This window comes from Humibacter ginsengiterrae, assembly GCF_054780115.1.
This window is the reverse complement of the sequence record NZ_BAAGWY010000003.1, coordinates 133887-157397: the sequence shown is the minus strand read 5'-3', so window position 1 is coordinate 157397 and position 23511 is coordinate 133887. Positions and strand designations below refer to the sequence as shown.

The window sequence follows — 23511 nt, the reverse complement described above, 5'->3', positions numbered from 1 at the left end:
CGGCTCGGCGCACAGAGGTGCATCGTTCCAGCGGGCGCAGGGCCGACGAGAATAGACTCGTCTGCTATGTCTGATGGACCCCTGATCGTGCAGAGCGACCGGACCGTGCTGCTCGAGGTGGCGCATCCCCAGGCTGAGGATGCCCGGCACGACCTCGCCGTCTTCGCGGAACTCGAGCGCGCGCCGGAGCACATCCACACGTACCGCATCACGCGGCTGGGACTGTGGAATGCACGTGCAGCAGGACATCAGGCATCCGACATGCTGACGACTCTCGAGACGTACTCGAAGTTCCCGATCCCGCAGACGGTTGCCGTGGACATCAAGGAGACCGTCGCCAGGTACGGCCGGCTACTGATCGAGCGCGACGAGGAAGGCGTACTCGTGCTGCGCAGCACAGACGAGGCCGTTCTGCGTGAGGTGTCGGGAGCCAAGCGAATCTCACCACTTCTCAGCGAGAGACGCGACGACGGCGCCTTCGTGGTTGCGGCTTGGGCGCGCGGACACCTCAAACAGGAACTGGTCAAGCTCGGCTGGCCCGCCGAAGATCTCGCCGGATACACGCCGGGTACGCCGCATGAGATCGCTCTGGATGAGACGGGCTGGCACCTGCGGGACTACCAGACGAAAGCGGTCCAGAACTTCTTCGAAGGGGGATCCGGTGTCGTCGTTCTCCCGTGCGGCGCGGGCAAGACGCTGGTCGGCGCAGGAGCGATGGCGACGGCGAAGACGACGACGTTGATCCTCGTCACCAACACGGTGTCCGCCCGGCAGTGGCGAGACGAACTGCTGCGCCGCACGAGCCTGACCGCGGAGGAGATCGGCGAGTACTCGGGCCAGGTCAAGGAGATCAGGCCCGTCACGATCGCGACCTACCAGATCCTCACCGCCAAACGGAAGGGCCAGTACGCGCACCTCAGCCTGCTGGACGCACTCGACTGGGGGCTCATCGTCTACGACGAGGTGCACCTGCTGCCCGCTCCGGTGTTCAAGCTCACTGCGGAGCTGCAGGCGCGTCGCAGGCTCGGACTCACCGCGACGCTGGTGCGCGAAGACGGCCGCGAGGGCGACGTCTTCTCACTCATCGGCCCCAAGCGGTTCGACGCACCGTGGAAGGAGATCGAGTCGCAGGGCTTCATCTCCCCCGCAGCCTGCTACGAGGTGCGGATCGACCTGCCGGCGTCCGAGCGGCTCTCCTACGCTGCCGCGGCGGACGACGAACGCTACCGGTTGGCGGCGACCGCGCCCGCGAAGCTCGACGTCGTGCGCCACCTCGTCGCGCGGCACGCCGGCGAACGCATCCTGGTGATCGGCCAGTACCTCGACCAGATCGACGAGCTGGCGGATGCCCTGAACGCGCCGCAGCTCACCGGCTCCACTCCCGTGGACGAGCGGGAACGCCTCTACCAGGAGTTCCGAGACGGCACGACGCCCGTGCTCGTGGTGAGCAAGGTGGCGAACTTCTCGGTGGATCTGCCGGAGGCCACCGTGGCCATCCAGGTCAGCGGGTCGTACGGCTCACGGCAGGAGGAGGCGCAACGCCTCGGCCGGCTCCTGCGCCCCAAGGAATCCGGACTGTCCGCGAACTTCTACACTCTTGTCGCCCGCGACACCGTCGACCAGGATTTCGCGCAGAACCGCCAGCGCTTCCTTGCCGAGCAGGGCTACAGCTACACCATCGTCGACGCGGGCGCGCTGGCCGCTTAGGCCGTGTAGGCCGTGTACCGCAGCAGCAGCGTGTCGCCTGAGCGCAGCACCTGAGCAAGCCGCATGTCCAGCGGCAGCTGCGGCGCCCCGTCGATGATGCGTTTGCCGAGGCCGCCCTCCAGCACGGGGCTGACGGTGAGGCACAGCTCGTCCAGCGTGCGCTCGGCGGCGAACGTGCCGAACAGATGCGGACCGCCCTCGCAATGCACCCGGTTCAGACCGCGTTCTGCGAGCATCCGCACCGCTATGGCGGTATCGACGGATGCCTCACCGCACTCGATCACGTCGGCCACCTGCGCGAGCGCCTCCCGCCGCGCCTCTGGTGCAGCCGCCACGGTGAGCACCATCGGCCGCACCGGAGCCTTGGTGAAGACCTCACTGGCAGGGTCGAGCCCGAGATCGCCCGACACGATGGCCAGCGTGGGCTGCGACGCGAAGCCGTGCGATGTCCGCCACGCTGCGGACGCGTCATCCACCCGCATGCCCCCGTACCCCTCGACCCGCACGGTGCCCGCGCCCACGAGCACGACGTCGCACACTCGGCGCAGGAGAGCGAAGACGCGCTTGTCGGCGGCATCCGAGAGTGCGCCGGAACGCCCGGCCTGGGTCGCGGAGCCGTCGATAGACGACACGAAGTTGACCCGCACCCACCGGTCCGCGACATCCTCCTCGTAGCAGGCGATGACGGCGTCGTCATCGAGATCGGATGCCGTCACCGGCCACAGTGAATCGATCGCGGCTCGATCGTCGCTCACCGCCGGGACCCCTCGAACTCGCCCATCGTCGTCACTCCTCGTTGAAGTCGCCCATGTTGTGCTTCAGGTACACGGGCTCACGAAGGCCCAGGATCGCCTCGGTCATCCGCACCGCCGCGACGGACTCACGCACATTGTGCATGCGCACCACCCGAGCCCCCTGCGCGATGCAGAACACGGCCGCCGCCAGCGATCCCTCCAACCGGTCGGCCCGGTCAACGTCGAGCGTCTCGCCGATGAAGTCCTTGTTCGACACCGCGGCGAGCGCGGGCAGCCCGAGCGCCGCGATCTCGTCGAACCGGCGCGTCAGCTCGAGCGTGTGAAGCGTGTTCTTGTTGAGGTCGTGCCCTGGGTCGATCACGATGCGCGACTCGGGAACCCCCAGCGACACCGCGAGCTCGATGCGGTCTTGAAGGAACGCCGCGACCTCCTTCACCACGTCGTCGTACTGCGGCCGCGGGTACACGGTCCGCGGCTCGGCCAGGCTGTGCGTGATCACCAGCGTGGCGTCGCTGTCCGCGACCACCTCGGCGAGCCGCCGGTCGTGGATGCCCGTGGTGTCGTTGATCACGTCCGCTCCCGCCACGATCGCGTGCTGTGCGACCTCCGGCTCGAACGTGTCCACCGAGACGACCACGTCGGACTCCCGCCGCAACGCCTCGATGACCGGAACGACTCGTGCGATCTCCTCCTCGACCGGCAGCGACGGCCCCGGCTTGAACGGCACACCGCCGATGTCGATCCAGTCCGCCCCGTGCTCGACGGCGGTGAGGCACGCGTGCACCGCGGCATCCAGAGCGAACGTCGCCCCGCGGTCGTAGAACGAGTCGGGGGTGCGGTTCACCACGGCCATCACGGCCACCCGCTGAGAGAAGTCGAAGGTGTGCTCGCCGATCGTGCGAACGGGGTCTCGCAGCGGCGGCAGGTAGACGCTCACGCGTCGGCCAGGAGTTCGTTCAGCGGCACGCTCGGATCGGAGAGCCGGCCCTCGTCCACGGGTCGCCCCTCACGGATCAGCGCCTGAACCTGTTCGTTGACATCCCACACGTTCACGTTCATACCGGCCACGACACGGCCATCCGGCGCCACCCAGAACGACACGAACTCGCGACCTGGAACGTCACCGCGATAGACGACGTGGGCGCCGTCCATCAGGGGCCGATACCCGGAGTACTCCATTCCGAGGTCGAACTGGTCGGTGTAGAAGTACGGGATGTCGTCGTACTCCACGCCGCGGTCGAGCAGGTTGAGTGCTGCAGTACGACCTGTGCCGATCGCGTTCGCCCAGTGCTCGCTGCGCATCCGCTGCCCGACCACAGGGTGGAACGGATCGGCCGCATCGCCCACCGCGAAGACGCCTTCGACGCCCGTGCGCATTCCCGCGTCGACCAGTACGCCCTTTCCCACCTCCAGCCCGGCATCCTTCGCGATGCCGACGAGGGGAGCCGCACCGGTGCCGACGACCACGACGTCCGCGTCGACCTCGCCGCCCTCGTAACGAACACCGGTGACCCGGCCGTCTTCCACGCGGAACTCCTGCACCGCCGCGCCGCGCACCAGCCGCACCCCGTGATCGAGATGCAGCCGCGCGAATACCTCGCCCAATTCGTCTCCGACCGCGGTCGACAGCGGCACCTGTGCGTGCGACACGACCGTGACCTCGTTGCCGAACTCTCTGACCGTTGCCGCGACCTCCATGCCGATCCACCCGGATCCGACCACGACCACACGCTTGTCGCCGTCGGCCGTGGCCTCGCGGATGCCCCGGGAATCCTCGATCGTTCGCAGGTAGTGGATGCCGCCGGCATCGGCCCCCGGCACGTCCAGCCGTTTCGGCGTCGCACCTGTCGCGATCAGCAGCCGGTCGAAGGGAAGGCTGTCGCCACCCTCCACCGTGACCGAACGCTCACGAAGGTCGAGGGCGTCGACACGACGGCCGGTACGCAGGTCGACGTCGTGCTCGCGCCACCAGTCATCCGGCTGCACCCACAGCTCTGACTCGTCCAGCTCGGCAAGATACCCCTTCGACAGCGGCGGGCGGATGTACGGCGTGTGCTCTTCGGCCGCGACGAGCGTCAGACGACCGTCGTAACCCTCCTCGCGCAGAGTCGTTGCGGCTGTGCCTGCGGCGAGACCACCTCCGACGATGACGATTTCCTGCGTGGACATCGGTATCCCTTCCTCGGCTGCGGGCGCTGCACCTGACTCGATTGTTCAACAGCGACCCCGTATTCACCTAGGCCGCGAGCGTGGGCTCAGCGCTAAGTTCGCCCCCGGTTCGCACACGTCGCTCGACTGGATGTCGCACGACAGACTCACAGGATGAATCCAGCCAACGCGCAGAGACTGGTGCGCATGAGCACCGGACCCCGCATTCTCATCGTCGACGACGAGCCGAACATTCGCGACCTCCTCACCACCAGCCTGCGATTCGCCGGCTTCGCCGTGCGCGCCGTCGGCAACGGGGCGCAGGCGATCAGCGCCGTACTGGAGGAGGAGCCCGACCTCATCATCCTCGACGTCATGCTGCCCGACATGAACGGCTTCGGCGTCACCAAGCGGCTCCGCGGAGCCGGCTACACCGCACCCATCCTGTTCCTCACTGCGAAGGACGACACGGAAGACAAGATCACCGGCCTCACCGTCGGTGGCGACGACTACGTCACGAAGCCGTTCAGCCTCGACGAGATCGTGGCGCGCATCAAAGCCATCCTGCGCCGCACGATGCAGGCCGACGACGATGCGATCATCCGTGCCGGCGAGCTCACCATGGACCAGGACACGCACGAGGTGTTCGTCGGCGACACCGCGATCGAGCTCTCCCCCACCGAGTTCAAGCTGCTGCGCTACCTCATGCTCAACCCGAACCGGGTGCTGTCGAAGGCGCAGATCCTCGATCACGTGTGGGAGTACGACTTCAACGGGGATGCCGGCATCGTGGAGAGCTACATCTCCTACCTGCGCCGCAAGGTCGACGCGCACTCCACTGAGCCGCTCATCCAGACCAAGCGCGGTTTCGGCTACATGCTGAAGGCAGCGAAGGTCTGAGCTTGTTTTGCGCGCCGGTCCCCGCCCGGCGCGCCGCGGTCGACTACTCGAGATGGCCGCGTTCGTCGCCGCGTACACGCCGCCGCGACCGAGAGCGTGTCACGTCATCGAGACGCGGCCGCGCCCAGGCATTCCTCGTCCTCGAGACGCGGCCGCGCCCAGGCATTCCTCGTCCTCGGGCGCCTAGGCTCAGAATGTGAGCACGATGATCGATAAGTGGAACTCGATCTCGCTGCGTACGAAGATCACCGGCGTCACCGTTCTGGTGCTCACGTTCGGACTGCTCGTCGCCGGCCTCGGCACGATGCTGCTCTTCAAGCCAGTGCTGATCAACCTGTTCGACCAGCAGCTCGAGGCCATCGCATCGCAGCCCGACAGCATCAACGCGATCCTGCCGAGCGATGCGAAGAAGAGCAACGGCCCGGTCATCGGCCAGAACAACACGGCCAGCTTCTACGTAGTGCTCTACGGAGCCGATGGCGCACAGCTCGACGAGAACTGGAAGACCGTGCCCGCCGGCAAGAAGCCTGCTGTGCCGAGCCGGATGAGCCTGAACGAGGGCGCAGCCTGCGCCAATCAGGGTGCCGGGTGGCTGCAGAGCCGCGACGGTCTCAGCTCATTCCGCAGCGTGTGCACGGTGGTACAACTGCAAGGCGCGGCACCGACGTACGGAACGGCGATCATCGCCGTGTCGACCTCGCCTCTGGACATCACGCTGGCCAGCTATCTGTCGATCTTCTTCAGCTTCGGCGTGATCGTCGTCATCATCGGTGCGTTCCTCACCCGGGCGCTCGTCACGACGACGTTCCGGCCGCTTCGCGAGGTGGAGCGCACTGCTGCGGAGATCGCCGACGGCGACTTCAGCCAGCGCCTCGGCGGCGCAACGCCCAACACCGAGGTGGGCAGGCTGAACCGCTCCCTGAACACCATGCTGAACCGCATCGACCAGGCGTTCAAAGATCGGGCGCGCACCATCGATCAGATGCGCCGGTTCGTCGGGGATGCCAGCCACGAGTTGCGAACGCCACTCGTCTCGGTGCGTGGTTACGCGGAGCTGTACCGTATGGGCGCCCTGCAGTCGCCCGAAGAGGTCGCACAGGCGATGGATCGCATCGAGAAGGAAGCGGTACGCATGGGCCTCCTGGTGGAGGACCTGCTCGAGCTCGCCCGCCTCGACGAGACGAAGCCGCTGACCCTCACCGAGGTCAACCTGGTGCCGCTGGCACACGACGCCGCTCTTGATGCCAACGCCGGCAACCCGGACCGCACGGTGTCCGTCGTGCTGTCGCTGCCGCCGCTCCCACCGCCCCCGCCGGGCCCTTCGGTTCAGGAGCGGGCCGCGGAGCCCGAGCCGGAGGATGCCGCGGGCGAACAGGCATCCATGGGCACCCGCACGACGACCGGACGTCAGCCCCGGAACGCGAACACGCCGAAGAACCCTAACTCGACGGGACCGATCGGGTTCGCCGGCGCAACGCTCGCACGTCTGCGGCGCAGACCCCGCAGGTCGGAGCCGGGCCTGGAGACGGTGCCGCTGGAACTCGCCGACATTCCCGAGCCGCCGACAGTGCGGGCGCTGGTCATGGCCGAGGAGAACAAGCTCCGGCAGGTGATCGCCAACCTGATCGGCAACGCGGTGCGGTACACCCCCGCCGGCAGCCCTCTGGAGATCGGCGTCTCGGTCGCTCCGGAACGCGAAGTTGCCGTTCTATCGGTGATCGACCACGGCGAAGGCGTCCCTCCGCAGATCAGGGAGAAGATCTTCCAGCGGTTCTGGCGAGCCGACACGTCCCGCACTCGGGAGACCGGGGGCAGCGGACTGGGCCTGGCGATAGTGGCCTCGATCGTCAGTGCACACCACGGGACGGTCGATGTCGTCGAGACGCCCGGCGGCGGCGCGACATTCCGAGTGACGCTCCCGCTGGCCGATTCGCCGAACGCACCGCGACCGGCGGAGCGCGCCTGACTCCTCCCCTTCTGGCAAGGTAGACAGTCGAGAACTGCCGGGCGTATGGCAAACCCTAAGGCCTCGCACCTCTCCCCTTCTGGCAAGCGACTTCTTCGGCGATTCGCCCGCGCATCCGACGGGCCGCGCGTTACCGTGGCCGCGTGCGCGACGACGAGTTGAGACGACTCCTCACCGAGAACAACCCGTGGTGGACCGCCGCAGCCCGCGGCGCTGACCCGACGACCTGGGTGGCGGGCAACCGCACGCTCCGCGAACGTACGCGGTACGAACTCGGTTATCGCGCCGGCATCCTCGACGACGTCGCGAGCGTCGAGCCCGACGGGCGGCTCGTCGTGCTCACCGGCCCGCGGCGCATAGGCAAGTCGGTGGCGCTACTGGATGCCGCCGCGAACCTCTGCACGCTGCCCGGCATGGATCCGCGTCAGGTCGTCTACGTGCCGTGCGACACCATGCGCGGCAGAGACGTCACGCGTACGCTCACACTCGCGCGCATGCTGACCCGCTCCGTCGATCAGCCGAAGCCACGGCCACGGGTGTGGCTGTTCGATGAGATCAGCATGGTGACGGGCTGGACCAGTGCGCTCAAGCTGGCGCGGGACACCACCCCGTTCGGCGACGACACCGTGGTCGTCACGGGGAGCAGGTGGGCGCAGTCCGAAGACATCCAGGGCAACCTGCTGGCCGGGCGCGCGGGTTCGAGCGGGTCCCATCGCATCCGTCAGCTGCTCCCGATGACGTTCCGCGACTTCCTCACCGCCGCCTACCCCGGACTCCCCGTCGTTCCCGCGGTCAACCCGGCGCACCTGCAGGGAGAGGATGCCCGGAACGCGCTCGACGAGCTGCAGTTCGTGGTCGACGATCTCGACCTCGCCTGGCAGGACTACCTCACCTGCGGCGGCTTCCCGCGCGCCGTCTTCGAGCACACCCGAGCCGGGGCCGTGTCGGACGGTTACGCCCGCGACCTGCACGCCTGGCTGCGGCGTGACGTCGATCCTGATGCTCCGACCAACACCACCACGCTGCTCCTGCGCGGCATCAGCGAGCGGATGAGCAGCCCGATCAACCTGACGACCACGGCGCAGGATCTCGGCTACCCGAGCCGGCCCACCTTCACCGCGCGCGTCGACCGGCTGATCAGCACCCACGCGGCGCTGCGCTGCAACCAGGTGCGCGAAAAGGGCGATCGGGTGGTGGGCGCGCACTACAAGCTCTACCTCGCCGACCCGCTGCTGGCGTGGATCCCGTCGATCGTCAGCCCCGGACTGCCCGCCCCGGACTTCACGCGGCTCACCGAGTCGGCGCTCGGCGTGACGCTGGCGCGCGCGATCGAGGCACTGGATGAGGGCCGCTGGCTCTCCGACGACTCCGTCGGCTACGCACGAACCGAGTCGAACAACGAGATCGACTTCGCACCCGTGCGGGTTCCCGTCGACGGCGCGCACTCCACAACTGTGCCGATCGAGGGCAAATGGGTGGACACCGGATGGCGTGCCGAGGCGCGAGTCATCGACGGCAAGTACGGGCGCGGGATCATGGCGACGAAGTCGGTGCTCGACGTCGATGGTGACGTATGGGCAGTGCCTGCCCCTATGGTCGCCCTGCTTCTGGCGTAACCGTCGAGACCGGATTCCTCTTCCCCTCCCCAGCACGCGGTCCGCCGCGCCGTCCCCGGATCGGCCTTCTCGTCCCGACCGACCGCGCGCGTCTTCGTAGCGTCGGAGCAGTGGATGCCGCAGCTCTGCACGAACGGAGAGCCGAACCCTGCGGCATGCGACACGAACAGGAGGAACCATGACGACATACCGGGTGGACAGCGATCAGATGATCGCGGCGACCGCCGCAGTGCGCGGCTCGATGAGTCGCATCCAGAGCGAGGTGGCGGGCCTGCTGGGGCAGCTGACCGGACTGCAGGGAACGTGGAGCGGACACGCGTCCGAGTCGTTCCAGTCGGTCGTGAACCAGTGGCGGGCGACGCAGCAGCAGGTCGAGGAGTCGCTGGCCGCCATCAACCAGGCGCTCGGCCAAGCCGGGCAGCACTACGCCGAGGTCGAGCTGACCAACACGAAGCTCTTCGCCGTGTGAGGTCACAGAGGCAAGACCCGAGCACGCAAGACGCCAGAATGCAAGAAGGGCGCCCCGAGGGGCGCCCTTCCGCGTAGGAGTGCGGACTTAGAAGTCCATGCCACCGGCGTCGCCACCGGGGACCGGAGCGGCCTTCTCCGGCTTGTCGGCGACGACGGCCTCCGTGGTGAGGAACAGACCGGCGATGGATGCCGCGTTCTGCAGAGCCGAGCGCGTCACCTTGGCCGGGTCGATGATGCCCTGTGCGAGCAGGTCGCCGTACTCACCCGTCGCGGCGTTGAGGCCGTGACCGGCAGGCAGCTCGGCCACCTTGGCTGCGACCACACCGGGCTCGAGGCCGGCGTTGAGAGCGATCTGCTTGAGCGGCGCCTCGATGGCGACCTTGACGATGTTCGCACCGGTCGCCTCGTCGCCGACGAGCTCGAGCGTCTCGAACGCAGCCTTGCCCGCCTGAATCAGCGCGACGCCACCACCGGCGACGACGCCCTCCTCGACGGCCGCCTTCGCGTTGCGAACGGCGTCCTCGATGCGGTGCTTGCGCTCCTTGAGCTCGACCTCGGTCGCGGCACCGGCCTTGATGACCGCAACACCGCCGGCGAGCTTCGCCAGGCGCTCCTGCAGCTTCTCACGGTCGTAGTCGCTGTCGGTGTTCTCGATCTCGTTGCGGATCTGCTGCACGCGACCGGCGATCTGCTCCGGGTCGCCTGCACCCTCGACGATCGTGGTCTCGTCCTTGGTGATGACCACCTTGCGGGCCTGGCCGAGCAGGTCGAGGGTGACGTTCTCGAGCTTGAGACCGAGCTCCTCGCTGATGACCTGGCCACCCGTGAGGATCGCGATGTCCTGCAGCTGAGCCTTGCGGCGGTCGCCGAAGCCCGGGGCCTTGACGGCGACGGACTTGAAGATGCCGCGGATCTTGTTGACGATCAGCGTGGCCAGAGCCTCGCCGTCGACATCCTCGGCGATGATCAGGAGCTGCTTGCCGGCCTGGATCACCTTGTCGACGATCGGCAGAAGGTCCTTGATGTTCGAGATCTTCTGGTTCGCGATGAGGATGTACGGGTCCTCGAACACCGCCTCCTGGCGGTCGGGGTCGGTCACGAAGTACTGCGACAGGAAGCCCTTGTCGAAGCGCATGCCCTCGGTGAGCTCGAGCTCGGTGCCGAAGGTGTTCGACTCCTCGACCGTGACCACGCCCTCCTTGCCGACCTTGTCGATCGCCTCGGCGATGATCGCCCCGATCTCGGGGTCGGCAGCGGAGATGGATGCCGTCGCGGCGATCTGCTCCTTGGTGTCGACATCCTTCGCGGCGGCGAGCAGCTGCTCGGTCACCGCGGCGACGGCCTTCTCGATGCCGCGCTTGAGGCTGATCGGGTCGGCGCCGGCCGCGACGTTGCGCAGACCCTCACGCACGAGGGCCTGAGCGAGCACGGTCGCCGTCGTGGTGCCGTCACCGGCGACGTCGTCGGTCTTCTTCGCGACCTCCTTGACGAGCTCGGCGCCGATCTTCTCGTACGGCTCCTCGAGCTCGATCTCCTTCGCGATGGACACGCCGTCGTTCGTGATGGTCGGCGCGCCCCACTTCTTCTCGAGCACGACGTTGCGACCGCGCGGGCCGAGGGTCACCTTGACCGCGTCGGCGAGCGTGTTGAGGCCACGCTCGAGGCCGCGACGAGCCTCCTCGTCAAAAGCAATGATCTTTGCCATGTTGTTTCTCGTCCCTCCCGGACGTTACGCGAAAGATTCAGTGGTTAGCACTCAACAGAAGTGAGTGCTAAAAGGATTCTGGCACTCGACCCTCGTGAGTGCAAGACGAGGGAATGCGACGGCCGAAAAGAGAAGGAGGGGCGCCGCATCCGCGGCACCCCTCCTTCACGCTTCGGTGATCGTCAGGCGGGACGGACCGATTCCGCCTGCGGACCCTTGGATCCGGTTCCGACCTCGAAAGTCACCTGCTGACCCTCTTCAAGGACCTTGTAGCCGTTCATGTCGATTGCGGAGTAGTGAACGAAAACGTCCTGTCCCCCACCGTCGACGGTGATGAAGCCGTAGCCCTTCTCAGCGTTGAACCATTTGACGGTTCCGTTCGCCATCTGTTACTCCCATTGCCTTCATGCAAACGCCGCATGGTCGCGAGCGTTGAACCCCGATAGTAGCGGCAGCCCTAGCCCAGGACGAGGGGCGTGTCCAGATTGAGACAATCGGTTACGCGACCGCTGCCGGCCACGTGGATCCTGGCCGTTGGACGGGATCGATCACTGATGCGTCGGCGCGTAGTCCGCGCCGAGCACCACAGTGATGTCGGCTCCGGTCGCCGCGAAATCCTGCGTCTCCTGGATCGGGGCTCCGGCAAGCTCCTGAGACACTGCGAGGGCGGCGCTCACGTTCTTCGGATCGCCGTAGTACACCGTGGTCTTCTTGACGTCCGTCGAGCTCGCGTTCGCCGGCGTGATGTTCTGCCAGCCTGCCGCCTTCAACGTGGTCGTGGCATCCGCCGCCAGTCCGGCCTTCGCCGTTCCGTTCAGCACTATGAGGGTCAGGGCGGGGTTGACCGCCGGGGTGATCGTCGGCGTCGGAGTGGGCGTCGCGGTCCGCGTGGCCGAAGGCGACCCTGCGGCGAACGGCAACTTCACGTTCAGCGTTCCGTTGATGGCGAAGATGCCTAGCGCGCCGAGGCCCACGATCACGATCACCGCTCCCGCGCACCATGCGACCCAGATCCAGCCGTAACCCCGTGGCCGGGGAGCCCTGTGCGCGCCGATGCGTTCTAGGTCGTCGGGGACCTGGTCGAAGCGATCGGTCGGGAACTTGGCGGCCATGGTCTAGGTGAGGATCCTCGGGGTCGGGCGGGTGAAGCTCTTCAGGACTGTACGGGATCGCACTGTGCGATTCGTCACGGCATGCTCAGCGAGGCCGAAGGCGGTTCACCCGTGCTGCAAGGCGCGCATCGCGCACACGTTGCAGGCGCCGCACCAGCATCGGATCGTGCACGAGCGCTGCCGGCGACTCGATCACCCGGCCGAGCACTTGATAGTACCGGGCTGCGGAAAGACCGAACTGATCGCGGATGGCCTGCTCCTTGGCACCCGCGTGCTTCCACCAACGCCGTTCGAACTCGAGCACCGCGAGATCGCGCTCGCTCAGTGACGACCCCTCCGGTGGCACGGACTCGTCGTCGGTTTCGCCGGACGCAGGATCGGGCGCGTGCTCCGCTTCACCCACACCCATCACCTCCTGCCGGCCAGCGCCATTGTATGGTCGCCCCTTCGCCGCAGAGGCGAGGCATGCGCAGCGAACTGAAAGTGCCCGGAACAGTCCGTCAGGCGCGCTCGTTACCCTTGGTGTGCGCAAAGCGGCCCGGGTCCTCGGCGCCGGTGCACGCGAGAAAGGAACGAGCAATGACTTACACGGTCTCGAAGTCGAACGACGAGTGGCGCAAGGAGCTCTCCGACGAGCAGTACGCGGTGCTGCGCGAGGCGGCCACCGAACGGCCTTGGACCGGCGAGTTGCTCGACGAGAGCCGGGCCGGCATCTACACCTGTGCGGCCTGCGGCGCCGAGCTCTTCAAGAGCGGAACGAAGTTCGACTCCGGATGCGGCTGGCCGAGCTTCTACGAGTCGGTGCGCCCGGAGGCGGTCGAACTGCTGGAGGACACCTCTCTCGGAATGGTGCGCACCGAGGTGCGCTGCGCCAACTGCGGCTCGCACCTGGGGCACGTCTTCCCCGACGGCTTCGGCACTCCTACGGGCGACCGCTACTGCATGAACTCGCTCTCGCTCGCCTTCGCTCCGCAGGGTGAGCAGAGCGACCAGAACGCCGACGCATAGCCGGTGAGCGCTCGAGAGGCGATCGCGGCAAGGCGGTCGCAGTCGAAGGTGACGGATGCCGCCCCCTCGCACGACGAGCTCCTCACGCTGACCGCCGTGGCCGGTCGCGTCGCCGACCACAGCTCGCTGAAGCCGTGGCGCCTCATCGAACTGCGCGGCGACGCGCGTCGGCGGCTCGGTGCGGCGATCGCCGAGGCGGAGAACAAGGAGGAGCCTTCGACGAAGCCGCTCCGAGCGCCGCTGCTCATCGCCGTGGTGTCGTCGCGGCGGGAGAGCGAGAAGGTGCCCGGCTGGGAACAGGATGCCGTGGCATCCGGTGTCGCCCACATGCTCAGCCTGCTGCTCGACGAGGCGGGCTGGGGCGTGATGTGGCGCACCGGTCACTACACGAGGTCGAAAGCCGTGAGCAGGATGCACGGCCTCGGCAAGCACGAACGCCTGCTCGGCTGGCTGTACGTCGGCGGCAAGCCGGAACGAAAGCAGGGCAAGGGCGACGGGGCACCGAAGCTGATCGATCCCGAAGGATTCGTCAGCGTTCTGGAGTGACCGGCGTCCTGAACGAATCAGGAGCTTGAAGAGAGCCGACTGCGAGGCTCGAACTCGCGACCCCTTCTTTACAAGAGAAGTGCTCTACCAACTGAGCTAAGTCGGCCCGCGCCCGCAGTGCGATCACTGCAGCACGGCACCGCAACATCCTAATGGGTCGTCGTGCAGGTGGCGGTGCTCAGCCGGCCGAGGTGGCGGTCGGAGTCGGGCTCGCGGTCGGCGACGGAGTGGAGTATGTGTCGGCCTGCGCCTTAACGATGAAGGCCCGGAACTCGTCGGGGTCCTTCAGCGACCCCTGATACTGCTTGCCGTTGACGAGGATCAGCGGCGTCGCCTTGAGCTGCTTCACCGATGAGTTCGGGATCGGCCCGGTGAGCGTGCGATCGAGCGCATTCTGCGCCCACGAGTCGTACCTGCCGTCGTCGATGCACTTCGACACCGAGTCGTACGTCTTCACGCCGGCGCGCTTCACGAGGTCCTTGATCTGCTGATCCGTGAGCCCCGTGGTGTTCTCTTTCGGCTGGTTCTCGAAAAGCTCCTTGTTGAACGCCCAGAACGAGTTCGGGTCGTAGTTGGCGACGCATGCAGCCGCGTTGTCAGCACGCAAGGAGTACTTTGTTCCGGCGGACCGGCTCGCCAGCAGCGGTATCGGGTGGATCTCGACGGTGGCGGCGCCGCTGTCGACGAGCTTGCCGATCTGGTCGATGTTGGTGCGCTCGAAGTCGCCGCAAAACGGGCAGAGGTAGTCGATGTAGGTGACGATGCTCACCGTGCCCGCTGAGGGGTCCTGCTTGTTCACCACAGGCTTCGCGTCGGGCGCCGTCGATGGTGTGCGTTCGGCCTTCAGGCCCTTGCCGATGAGGATGCCGTCGCTGGCCATGTTCGCCGGCCCGTGCGCGGGCGCGTGGATCGACGAGACGATCACGACGGCCACGATCGCCGCTGCAGCGACGACCACGGCGATGATGCTGGTCCTGACGACGGCCCGGCGGCGGCGCTCTTGCTTGCGGTGGGCTTCACGCAGCTGACGCGCTTTGTCGCGCGTCGCCGCGCGGCGTTCTCCATTGGACGGGCGGCGTTCAAGATCGCCGTTGGACATTCGATCTCACTTCGGGTGCTTGACAGCTGTGCGGGGTACGAGGGGCATGCATCGAGGCGGCATGCGAACGGCACCAACCCTAGAGCGGCACTCTGGGAAATGCCCAGACGGGCGCTGGAGAAAATTCGCGCAGCTGCGGGGTGAACGCTGCACTGCTGCGGGGTGCGGATGCACTCGATTCGCCGGGCGCCAGAGTCGTGACGTAACATCAGTTCTGGTCATCGACGACCGATGGCCATACAACATCCATCACAACGGATCGTCCGGCACGTACCTGCCGGTGAAGGAGACATAACCATGGCAACAGTCACTTTCGACGAGGCGACGCGAACCTATCCGGGTTCCACGCGTCCTGCCGTCGACAAGCTGAACCTCGACATCGCCGACGGCGAGTTCCTCGTGCTCGTCGGCCCCTCCGGCTGCGGTAAGTCCACGTCGCTGCGCATGCTCGCCGGACTCGAAGAGGTCAACGAGGGCAACATCTTCATCGGCGACCGGAACGTCACGGATGTTCCGCCGAAGGACCGCGACATCGCCATGGTCTTCCAGAACTACGCTCTGTACCCGCACATGACCGTTGCAGAGAACATGGGCTTCGCGCTCAAGATCGCCGGCGTGAAGAAGGAAGAGCGTGCACAGCGCGTGCTGGAGGCCGCGAAGCTGCTCGACCTCGAGCCCTACCTCAACCGCAAGCCGAAGGCCCTCTCCGGTGGTCAGCGTCAGCGCGTCGCGATGGGCCGCGCCATCGTCCGCAGCCCGCAGGTGTTCCTCATGGACGAGCCGCTGTCGAACCTCGACGCCAAGCTGCGCGTTCAGACCCGCACCCAGATCGCCTCGCTGACCCGGCGTCTCGGCGTCACCACCGTCTACGTCACGCACGACCAGACCGAGGCCCTCACCATGGGTGACCGCATCGCCGTGCTGAAGGACGGCGTGCTCCAGCAGGTCGGAACGCCGCGTGAGCTGTATGCAGAGCCCAACAACGTGTTCGTCGCGGGCTTCATCGGCAGCCCCGCCATGAACCTGTTCGGCGCCGAAGTGACCGAGGGCGGCATCAAGTTCGGCACCGCCGTTGTTCCCGTGGACCGCGAGGTTCTCGCCAAGGCCGGCAAGCAGATCACGATCGGTGTCCGTCCCGAAGACGTGGTGGTCTCCGCCAGCGCGAGCAACGGCCTCACGGTCGCCGTCGACCTCGTCGAGGAGCTCGGCGCCGACGGCTACCTGTACGGCCACACCGAGATCGACGAAAAGCGGGTCGACATCGTCGGCCGCGTCGACGGCCGCGTGCACCCGAACGCCGGAGAGACGGTCTACATCACGCCGAAGCCGGGCCACGTGCACCTCTTCGACGCGGAGAGCGGCGAGCGCCTCGGCGGCGCCGTGGTCGATTAGGCCCCACACATTCCGATCGAATCGCCCCGGCCCCGAGCCTCGCTCGGGCCGGGGTGATTCCTTTTGAACGTAGGCTTTTCAGTTATGGCTGGCTCCGTCAACATCACCGCGGCAACCGTCGATCCGGCTCTGCTCGACCTGCCGTGGAACCTGCCGCTGGACAAGTGGTCCAACGAGCACATCGCCCTGCTGCCCAAGGGCATCTCCCGCCACCTGGTGCGCTTCGCGAACCTCTCCGGCTACGTCATCGCCATCAAGGAGACGACGGGCGAGATGGCCAGGCGCGAGTACGACATGCTGCGCACTCTTCAGCGACTCGACGTGCCCTGCGTGGAACCGGTAGCGGTCATCGAAGGTCGAACGGATGACTCGGGCAAGCCTCTGAAGCCCGTGCTTGTCACGAGGCACCTGAAGTTCTCGCTGCCTTACCGGGCCCTCTACTCGCAAACCCTCCGCCCCGACACCGCGACCCGGCTCGTCGACGCACTCGCCGTGCTCCTCGTGCGCCTGCACATGATCGGATTCTTCTGGGGCGACGTCTCACTGTCGAACACGCTGTTCCGTCGCGATGCCGGCGCGTTCGCCGCCTACCTGGTGGACGCCGAGACCGGTCAGCTCTACGAGGGCGGGCTCTCCAACGGACAGCGGGAGAACGACCTCGAGATCGCCCGGGTGAACATCGCGGGCGAGCTGATGGACATCCAGGCGGGCGGCCGGCTGGCCGAAGAGGTCGACCCGGTGGAGGTGTCCGGCGGCATCGTGGCCGCCTACCGGTCTCTGTGGAAGGAGCTCACGGGCAGCGAGTCGTTCTCGGCATCCGACCGCTGGCGCATCGCGGAGCGGGTGCGCCGACTGAACGAGCTCGGATTCGACATCGAGGAGCTGGCGATCCGCAGCACCGGCACCGACAGCGGAACCGTGCGCATCCAGCCGAAGGTCGTCGACGCTGGACACCACCAGCGACGCCTGCTGCGGCTGACCGGCCTCGACACCGGCGAGAACCAGGCGCGTCGCCTGCTCAACGATCTGGACTCCTACGCGGCCACCGTGGCCAAGCCGGGTCTTGACGAGGAGGCGATCGCCCACGAGTGGCTGATGCGCGTGTTCGAGCCGGTGGTACGCGCCATTCCCGCCGACCTGCGCGGCAAGCTGGAGCCCGCCGAGGTGTTCCACCAGCTGCTCGACCACCGCTGGTTCATGTCACAGGAAGAGGGGCGCGACGTTCCACTCGCCGAGGCGCTTTCGTCGTACATCAACGACGTGCTGCGCCATCGCCGCGACGAGGCGACCGTGATCGCGCCCGTCACAGAGGCGTTCACCGTGCCGGTGCAGGTGATCGACGACGAGGCCGACGAAGGCGACGACTGGATGTCCAAGGTCTGAGCATCTCCGACAGGATGCGCTTCGGGTCAGCCGACGGACGGCATAGCCGCCCAGCTGATCGTGCCATCCGTAGACCACGTCACCGTCACGGCCAGCGGGAGGCCGTCGACGTCGCGCACCGCGTCCTTCGTCAGCGTGAGCCCGTGCGCCGCCATGTCGGAGAGTGTGGCGCACGTCTCGGCCACCCGGGCGCCGTTCGCCACGGCGACTAGGCAGTACTGGTCGCTGAGGCGCTCCGCCGCGTAGATCGACGCGCTCTCCTGAAGGGAGACCGATCCCGCGATCAGATGGAACGAGCTCGGCACGAATCCGTTCGTCACCGCGGCGGGCAGGTCTGTCGCGCGCGGCGATGAGTTCAGGAACTCTCGAACCGCCGGGCCGGGAAGCGGATGCCAGTCCTCGTCGGGGATTGCGGTCGTGGTATTCGCGGCTGCGGGGGTCGCCGGTGCCGGATGCCCGACTGCAGTCGATACGCCCACTGCGACAAGCACGCCCAGTACGAACGCAGCAGCAGCGACGAGCACGGGTGCCGCCCGTCGCATCCTTGACGCCATGCCGGTTGTGCGTGCCTGGGCCGGGTCGAGGTCCGCATCGTCGGGGTCCGCATCGTCGAATTCGGCTGCGTCGAAGTCTTGGTCGCCGTATGAACCCGCGCCCGTCCCCCGGCCGGCCGGGACCGGGTTAGTGCCCTGGCCGGGCTTCTCGTGCGACGCTCGATCGTGCGGTGCCGTGGGAGCGTCGGCGGATGGCTGCGGGTGCGCCCGGTCGTACTCGGCGAGGGCCCACTGGCTCGGCGTCATCCGGACGGTGTCACCGCTCCGCGGGTCCCGGTACTCTCGCGGCTCCTCCGCCGCGCCCTCCCGGGAGTAGACGCGCTCGAGCAGCCGCCTTCGGTCATCCACCTCTTCAGGCTACGATCTGGGCCCCGGTCCGAGCACCAGGAGGTCAGTGACCGGAGGCCTCCGTGCGCCGCTTCGAGATCTCGTAGAGCGCCACGCTCGCGGCGATGCCCGCGTTGAGCGACTCCGTCGATGCGGAGATCGGGATCGACACAATCGCGTCGCAGGTCTCGCTCACGAGTCGCGAGAGGCCCTTCCCCTCGCTGCCGACCACGACGACGACGCCGCGGTCCGCAAGCTCGAGATCGTACAGCGACACGTCGCCTTCGCCGGCAAGTCCGAGCACGAACAGGCCCCGCTTCTTCAGCCCCTTCAGCGTCTGCGTCAGGTTCGCCGCCATCGAGACGGGGGTACGCGCGGCCGCGCCGGCCGAGGTCTTCCACGCCGACGCCGTGACGCCGACCGAACGACGCTGCGGAACGATGACGGTCTGGCCGCCGAACGCCGCCGTCGAGCGGATGATCGCCCCCAGGTTGCGCGGATCCGTCACGCCGTCGAGCGCGACGAACAGCGGAACCTCGCCCTTCTGCAGCACGGAGTCGAGCACGTCGTCGACGTGGGCGTACTCGTACGGCGGAACCTTCAGCGCGACACCCTGATGAACAGCGTCTCTGCCGGAGAGGCGATCGAGCTCCGGACGCATCACCTCGAGCACCGGGATGCCGCGCTTCGTCGCGGTGCTCAGGATCTCCTTCACACGGTCGTCGAGTTCGATGCGCGCGGCGACGTAGAGCGTCGTGGCCGGAATACGCGCTCGCAATGCCTCGAGCACGGAGTTGCGGCCGGTGACGAACTCTGCGTCGTCGGACGTCGCCCTGCGTGCGGTCGTGCCTCCGCCCGTATTGGAGCGCTGGCCGCCACGTTTGGCAGCGGCCCGCTCAGCGAGTTCCTTGCGTTTGGCGGCGACGTGGTACGGACGGTCCTGCGCCTTCGGCGTCGGCCCCTTGCCCTCCAGCGCCTTGCGGCCGTGGCCGCCCGTGCCCTTCGTCGGGCCCTTCTTGGATTTGCGCACGGCTCCCGCGCGCGGCTTATTCGCCATCGATACTCCAATGCGCACCCGTCGGGGTGTCCTCGATCGTGATGCCCGCTTCGGCCAGTTCCGAGCGGATGCGGTCTGCCTGCGCGAAGTCCCGCGCCTGGCGGGCGGCCTGCCGGTCGGCGAGAAGCCTGCGCAAGAGCGCGTCGAGCGCGGCGCGCGCCGGGGCATCCGTTCGCGCCTGCCACTGCGGCGACAGCGGGTTGATGCCCAGCACCTCTGTCATCGCTTCGACCTGTCCCCTTGCCGTTGCGGCGGCACCCAGATCTTCGCCGTCGAGCGCCTGATTGCCCGCCCGCACTGTGTCGTGCAGCACTGCCAGAGCTTGCGGCACTCCGAAGTCGTCGTCCAGCGCCTCGGCGAACTCCGCCGGGAGCACCTCGGCGCCGCTGGAGGCGAAGCGGGTGCCGGCCAGCCTGCGGTCGACACGCTCCAGGAATCCGGAGATGCGCTCCAGCGCTGCTTCGGCCTCGGCCAGCGAGCTCGCGGTGAAGTCGATCGTCGACCGGTAATGCGCCGCCCCCAGGTAGTAGCGCACGACCAGAGGCCGCGCCGCGCCGATGAGGTCGGCCGCGTACACCGAGTTGCCGAGCGATTTCGACATCTTCTGGCCCGCCACGTTGACCAGCCCGTTGTGCACCCAGTACCCAGCGAAGCCTTCACCGGCGGCCGTCGACTGGGCGAGCTCGTTCTCGTGGTGCGGAAAGCGCAGGTCGAGGCCGCCGCCGTGAATGTCGAAACGCGGCCCGAGATAGCGAGCCGACATGGCGGAGCACTCGATGTGCCACCCCGGACGGCCTGCACCCCACGGGCTCTCCCACGAGGCGGACTCCGGCTCGTCGGCCTTGCGACCCTTCCAGAGCGCGAAGTCGCGCGGATCCCGCTTGGCACGCGGGTCGGCATCCGCCGCCGCCTCCATCGCGTCGATGCTCTGCTTCGTCAGCTCGCCATAGTCCGGCCAGCTGCGCACGTCGAAGTACACGTCACCCGAGCGGTCGTCGGCGACATACGCGTGCCCCCGTTCGATGAGCCTTTCGATGAGCTCCTGCATCTGCGGGATGTTCGCCGTCGCCCGGGGCTCGTACGTCGGCGGCTGGATGCCCAGCGCGGCATACGCGTCGGTGAACTCGCGCTCGTAGCGATACGCCAGCGCCCACCACTGCTCGTGGCTTCCGGATGCCTGTGCCGCGGCCGCGTTGATCAGCACCTTGTCGTCGATGTCGGTCACGTTCCGCACGAGCGTGACGTCGTAGCCGCGGTAGTTGAACCAGCGGCGCATCTGGTCGTACACCAGCGCGGACCGCAGGTGACCGATGTGCGGTGAGGACTGCACGGTGGGGCCGCAGACATAGATGCCGACCTTGCCGGCCTCGAGCGGAACGAAGTCGCGCAGCCGCGCAGCTCGCGTGTCGTACAGTCGGATTCCCACGGGTTCAAGACTACGGGTGTATCCGACGCCACCGCGGTTTACTACGACGCGTCGGACCGCAAGGGGGCGATGGGCACAACGAGCGCTGTGGCGATGGCCGTCAGGCCCTCGCCGCGTCCGGTGAATCCCAGCCCGTCGGTCGTCGTCGCCGAGATCGACACCGGAGCGCCGAGAATGCCCGAAAGCGCCTCTTGCGCCTCGTCGCGCCGGTGCGCGAACCGGGGACGGTTGCCGATCAGCTGCACGCTCACATTTCCGATGCGCAGCCCGGCCGCCGCGAGCTGTTCCCGGGCCGCCCGGAGGAAGACCTCGCCGTGCGCGCCGGCGAACCGGGGGTCGTCCGTACCGAAGACCGACCCGATGTCGCCGAGGGCGCCGGCGGAGAGCAACGCATCCACTATCGCGTGCGCGACGGCATCGCCGTCGCTGTGGCCGGCGAGAGCAGGCTCTCCCGGCCAGTGCAGACCGGCCAGCCAGAGCTCGCCGCCGCTGCCGAAGGCGTGCGTGTCGGTACCCAGCCCGATCCTGGGCATCCCGACCTGGGATGCCGCCGTCGCGAAGAGCTGCTCGGCCCTGGCCAGGTCGGCGGGAGTCGTCACCTTGAACGCGAGCGGATCGCCGGCAACGATCCGCACCGGGTGGCCGATCGCGGCGACGAGGGCGGCGTCGTCCGTCGCCTCCTCGGTCGCGGCGCGATATGCCTCGAGAAGGATGTCTCGAGGAAATCCCTGCGGCGTCTGCACGGCGACGAGCTCGGAGCGGTCGACGGTGCCGGTGACGAGCTCTCCGGCATCCCTGCGCTTGATCGTGTCGCTGACAGGAAGGCCGGGCACCACGCCCTCTCCGGCAGCGTCGACGGCGGCGACCACCGCGTCGAACTGTGCCACCGGCGTGAAGGCCCGCGCCGCATCGTGCACGAGCACGACCTGCACGGTGTCGTGCAACACGGCGAGTCCGGCTGCAACGGATGCCTGCCTGCTCGCTCCGCCCGCCACGACGGCCGCACCGGGCGCGAGGGGCGCCAGGAGCTCACGAACCTCCTCCGTCGCGCCCTCGGGAACGACAGTGATCAGCTGGGCATCCGAGCGCATGCCGCGGACGGCATGCACCGCGTGTTCGAGCAGAGTACGGCCGGCGACAGGGACGAACGCCTTCGGCATGCCCGCTCCGAGGCGAGTGCCCGCTCCTGCGGCCACCACGATGACCGCGATACGCGGCGAGGATGCCCCCGTCAGGACGCGAGCACCTCGTCGAGCACGTTGGATGCCTGATCTTCGTCGGTCTTCTCGGCGAGCGCGAGCTCGGAGATGAGGATCTGACGGGCCTTCGCAAGCATGCGCTTCTCGCCGGCGGAGAGGCCGCGGTCCTGGTCGCGGCGCCACAGGTCTCGCACCACCTCGGAAACCTTGATCACGTCGCCGGAGGCGAGCTTCTCGAGGTTCGCCTTGTAGCGACGGGACCAGTTCGTCGGCTCCTCGGTGAACTGTGCACGCAGCACTTCGAACACCCGATCGAGGCCCTCTTTGCCGATGACGTCGCGAACGCCCACAAGATCGACGTTCTCGGCGGGAACCTCGATGGTCAGGTCGCCTTGGGTGACGTTGAGCTTGAGGTAGACCTTCTCTTCACCCTTGATGATTCTCTTCTTGACCTCGGTGATTGTTGCAGCACCGTGATGGGGGTAAACGACAGTCTCGCCGACCTCGAAAAGCATAGATAGCAGTCCCTTCAGCAACGTCTAGGGTACCACAGCGGTGTCGTGCTATCCTCTGCCCCCGCCTGGCCAGCGCCTGCGATGCGGTAGGCTCGAGAGGCAATCCGCGGTGTTCGTAAAAGGCCGAACCGGCCGGCCCGGTGCGACTTGGAGGATCTGAATGAAGGCGCGTGTCGCGGCATCCATCGTTCTCGCTCTCGGACTCGTGACGGGCATGTCCGGCTGCACCCTGCTGACCCCTCAGGACACGCTGTACATCAAGGAGTCCGCTCACGGCGTGAACGGAACCGTCGGCAAGATCGACATCCGCAATGCGCTCATCGTCTCCAACAGTTCCGGCACGGTCGGCAACCTCGTCGTCACGTTCGTGAACAACGAGGACAAGGCGCACTACCTCTCGATCCAGCACGGCTCGAAGACTCGCTCGATCGCCATCCCGGCCGACGGCGTGAAGAAGGTCGGCGCCAAGGGCAGCACCCGCGTGGAGTTCACCGGGCTCGACGCCAAGCCCGGTTCGCTGACCGACGTGTACTTCAGCTACGCGGGCGCGACGGGCACGCAGATCCAGGTTCCGGTGCTGTCGTCCACGTTCCCGGGCTACGAGGACTACGTCCCCGGCAAGTAG

23 protein-coding genes and 1 tRNA gene are annotated in these 23511 nt (G+C 67.4%); 10 read left to right on the top strand and 14 right to left on the bottom strand.

Annotated features, from left to right (window positions below; genetic code table 11):
* The first annotated feature begins 66 nt into the window (after positions 1–66).
* Entirely contained in the window at positions 67–1707 is a 1641-nt protein-coding gene (locus ACYVII_RS05620; protein WP_460532289.1) for a DEAD/DEAH box helicase, read from the top strand.
* Here the strand turns inward: ACYVII_RS05620 and ACYVII_RS05615 are convergent.
* Genes ACYVII_RS05615 through ACYVII_RS05605 form a run of 3 tightly spaced genes read right to left on the bottom strand, consistent with a single transcriptional unit; the run spans position 1704 to position 4631 of the window.
* A complete protein-coding gene (locus ACYVII_RS05615; protein WP_460532285.1) occupies positions 1704–2462 on the bottom strand; it encodes a pyrimidine reductase family protein in 759 nt (252 codons plus the stop codon). The two genes, ACYVII_RS05620 and ACYVII_RS05615, sit on opposite strands and share 4 nt — an antisense overlap.
* Positions 2463–2493: 31 nt before the next feature.
* Positions 2494–3399 (bottom strand): dihydropteroate synthase, encoded by a 906-nt coding sequence (gene folP, locus ACYVII_RS05610; RefSeq protein WP_460532282.1) that lies wholly within the window; start codon positions 3397–3399, stop codon positions 2494–2496.
* On the bottom strand, positions 3396–4631 hold the full coding sequence (locus ACYVII_RS05605; RefSeq protein WP_460532279.1) for an NAD(P)/FAD-dependent oxidoreductase: 1236 nt from the start codon (positions 4629–4631) through the stop codon (positions 3396–3398). Before ACYVII_RS05605 ends, folP begins: the two co-directional genes overlap by 4 nt.
* A gap of 186 nt (positions 4632–4817) precedes the next feature.
* Between ACYVII_RS05605 and ACYVII_RS05600 the strand changes: the two genes are divergently transcribed.
* From ACYVII_RS05600 to ACYVII_RS05585, 4 genes are all read left to right on the top strand, one after another.
* Positions 4818–5510, top strand: a complete 693-nt coding sequence (locus ACYVII_RS05600) for a response regulator transcription factor (protein ID WP_243062615.1) — start codon at positions 4818–4820, stop codon at positions 5508–5510.
* Between the two features lie 205 nt (positions 5511–5715).
* Complete coding sequence (locus ACYVII_RS05595) at positions 5716–7476, top strand: sensor histidine kinase (RefSeq protein WP_460532833.1); 1761 nt, start codon at positions 5716–5718, stop codon at positions 7474–7476.
* Positions 7477–7619: 143 nt separating this feature from the next.
* Positions 7620–9092 (top strand): ATP-binding protein, encoded by a 1473-nt coding sequence (locus ACYVII_RS05590; protein ID WP_460532276.1) that lies wholly within the window; start codon positions 7620–7622, stop codon positions 9090–9092.
* 178 nt (positions 9093–9270) lie between these two features.
* Positions 9271–9561 (top strand): WXG100 family type VII secretion target, encoded by a 291-nt coding sequence (locus ACYVII_RS05585; protein ID WP_460532273.1) that lies wholly within the window; start codon positions 9271–9273, stop codon positions 9559–9561.
* An 87-nt stretch (positions 9562–9648) separates the two neighbouring features.
* Here the strand turns inward: ACYVII_RS05585 and groL are convergent, their stop codons facing one another.
* The 4 genes from groL to ACYVII_RS05565 form a co-directional block, all read right to left on the bottom strand.
* Complete coding sequence (groL, locus tag ACYVII_RS05580) at positions 9649–11268, bottom strand: chaperonin GroEL (protein WP_460532270.1); 1620 nt, start codon at positions 11266–11268, stop codon at positions 9649–9651.
* A gap of 182 nt (positions 11269–11450) precedes the next feature.
* Positions 11451–11654 (bottom strand): cold-shock protein, encoded by a 204-nt coding sequence (locus ACYVII_RS05575; protein WP_022900747.1) that lies wholly within the window; start codon positions 11652–11654, stop codon positions 11451–11453.
* A 162-nt stretch (positions 11655–11816) separates the two neighbouring features.
* Positions 11817–12380 (bottom strand): LytR C-terminal domain-containing protein, encoded by a 564-nt coding sequence (locus ACYVII_RS05570; RefSeq protein WP_460532267.1) that lies wholly within the window; start codon positions 12378–12380, stop codon positions 11817–11819.
* An 85-nt stretch (positions 12381–12465) separates the two neighbouring features.
* The gene (locus tag ACYVII_RS05565) at positions 12466–12789 is read right to left on the bottom strand and encodes a DUF3263 domain-containing protein (protein WP_460532264.1); all 324 of its coding nucleotides are present in this window, start codon (positions 12787–12789) and stop codon (positions 12466–12468) included.
* Between the two features lie 170 nt (positions 12790–12959).
* Between ACYVII_RS05565 and msrB the strand changes: the two genes are divergently transcribed.
* Entirely contained in the window at positions 12960–13388 is a 429-nt protein-coding gene (gene msrB / locus ACYVII_RS05560) for a peptide-methionine (R)-S-oxide reductase (protein ID WP_460532260.1), read from the top strand.
* 3 nt (positions 13389–13391) lie between these two features.
* Positions 13392–13934: a nitroreductase family protein gene (locus ACYVII_RS05555; protein WP_460532257.1), complete on the top strand. Its 543-nt coding sequence runs from the start codon at positions 13392–13394 to the stop codon at positions 13932–13934.
* 33 nt (positions 13935–13967) lie between these two features.
* Here ACYVII_RS05555 and ACYVII_RS05550 read toward each other — a convergent pair.
* Positions 13968–14040 (bottom strand) — tRNA-Thr (locus ACYVII_RS05550).
* Between the two features lie 72 nt (positions 14041–14112).
* Positions 14113–15033: a DsbA family protein gene (locus tag ACYVII_RS05545; RefSeq protein ID WP_460532254.1), complete on the bottom strand. Its 921-nt coding sequence runs from the start codon at positions 15031–15033 to the stop codon at positions 14113–14115.
* A 297-nt stretch (positions 15034–15330) separates the two neighbouring features.
* Between ACYVII_RS05545 and ACYVII_RS05540 the strand changes: the two genes are divergently transcribed.
* Both ACYVII_RS05540 and ACYVII_RS05535 read left to right on the top strand, forming a co-directional pair.
* The gene (locus tag ACYVII_RS05540) at positions 15331–16425 is read left to right on the top strand and encodes an ABC transporter ATP-binding protein (RefSeq protein WP_460532251.1); all 1095 of its coding nucleotides are present in this window, start codon (positions 15331–15333) and stop codon (positions 16423–16425) included.
* Positions 16426–16509: 84 nt separating this feature from the next.
* A complete protein-coding gene (locus ACYVII_RS05535; protein ID WP_460532248.1) occupies positions 16510–17808 on the top strand; it encodes a DUF4032 domain-containing protein in 1299 nt (432 codons plus the stop codon).
* Positions 17809–17834: 26 nt separating this feature from the next.
* Here ACYVII_RS05535 and ACYVII_RS05530 read toward each other — a convergent pair whose 3' ends face one another.
* The 5 genes from ACYVII_RS05530 to ACYVII_RS05510 are packed head-to-tail and all read right to left on the bottom strand — an operon-like array spanning position 17835 to position 22886.
* Positions 17835–18710: a hypothetical protein gene (locus tag ACYVII_RS05530; RefSeq protein ID WP_460532245.1), complete on the bottom strand. Its 876-nt coding sequence runs from the start codon at positions 18708–18710 to the stop codon at positions 17835–17837.
* 43 nt (positions 18711–18753) lie between these two features.
* Positions 18754–19746 (bottom strand): TrmH family RNA methyltransferase, encoded by a 993-nt coding sequence (gene rlmB / locus ACYVII_RS05525; protein WP_460532242.1) that lies wholly within the window; start codon positions 19744–19746, stop codon positions 18754–18756.
* A complete protein-coding gene (gene cysS, locus ACYVII_RS05520) occupies positions 19736–21172 on the bottom strand; it encodes a cysteine--tRNA ligase (protein WP_460532239.1) in 1437 nt (478 codons plus the stop codon). Before cysS ends, rlmB begins: the two co-directional genes overlap by 11 nt.
* Positions 21173–21213: 41 nt before the next feature.
* Positions 21214–22407 carry a 2-C-methyl-D-erythritol 4-phosphate cytidylyltransferase gene (ispD, locus tag ACYVII_RS05515; RefSeq protein ID WP_460532830.1) on the bottom strand — a complete coding sequence of 398 codons (1194 nt, stop codon included), beginning with the start codon at positions 22405–22407 and terminating at the stop codon, positions 21214–21216.
* Complete coding sequence (locus tag ACYVII_RS05510; RefSeq protein WP_460532236.1) at positions 22404–22886, bottom strand: CarD family transcriptional regulator; 483 nt, start codon at positions 22884–22886, stop codon at positions 22404–22406. The genes ispD and ACYVII_RS05510 overlap by 4 nt, the downstream gene beginning before the upstream one ends.
* Before the next feature lie 160 nt (positions 22887–23046).
* Between ACYVII_RS05510 and ACYVII_RS05505 the strand changes: the two genes are divergently transcribed.
* Positions 23047–23511: a hypothetical protein gene (locus tag ACYVII_RS05505; protein WP_460532233.1), complete on the top strand. Its 465-nt coding sequence runs from the start codon at positions 23047–23049 to the stop codon at positions 23509–23511.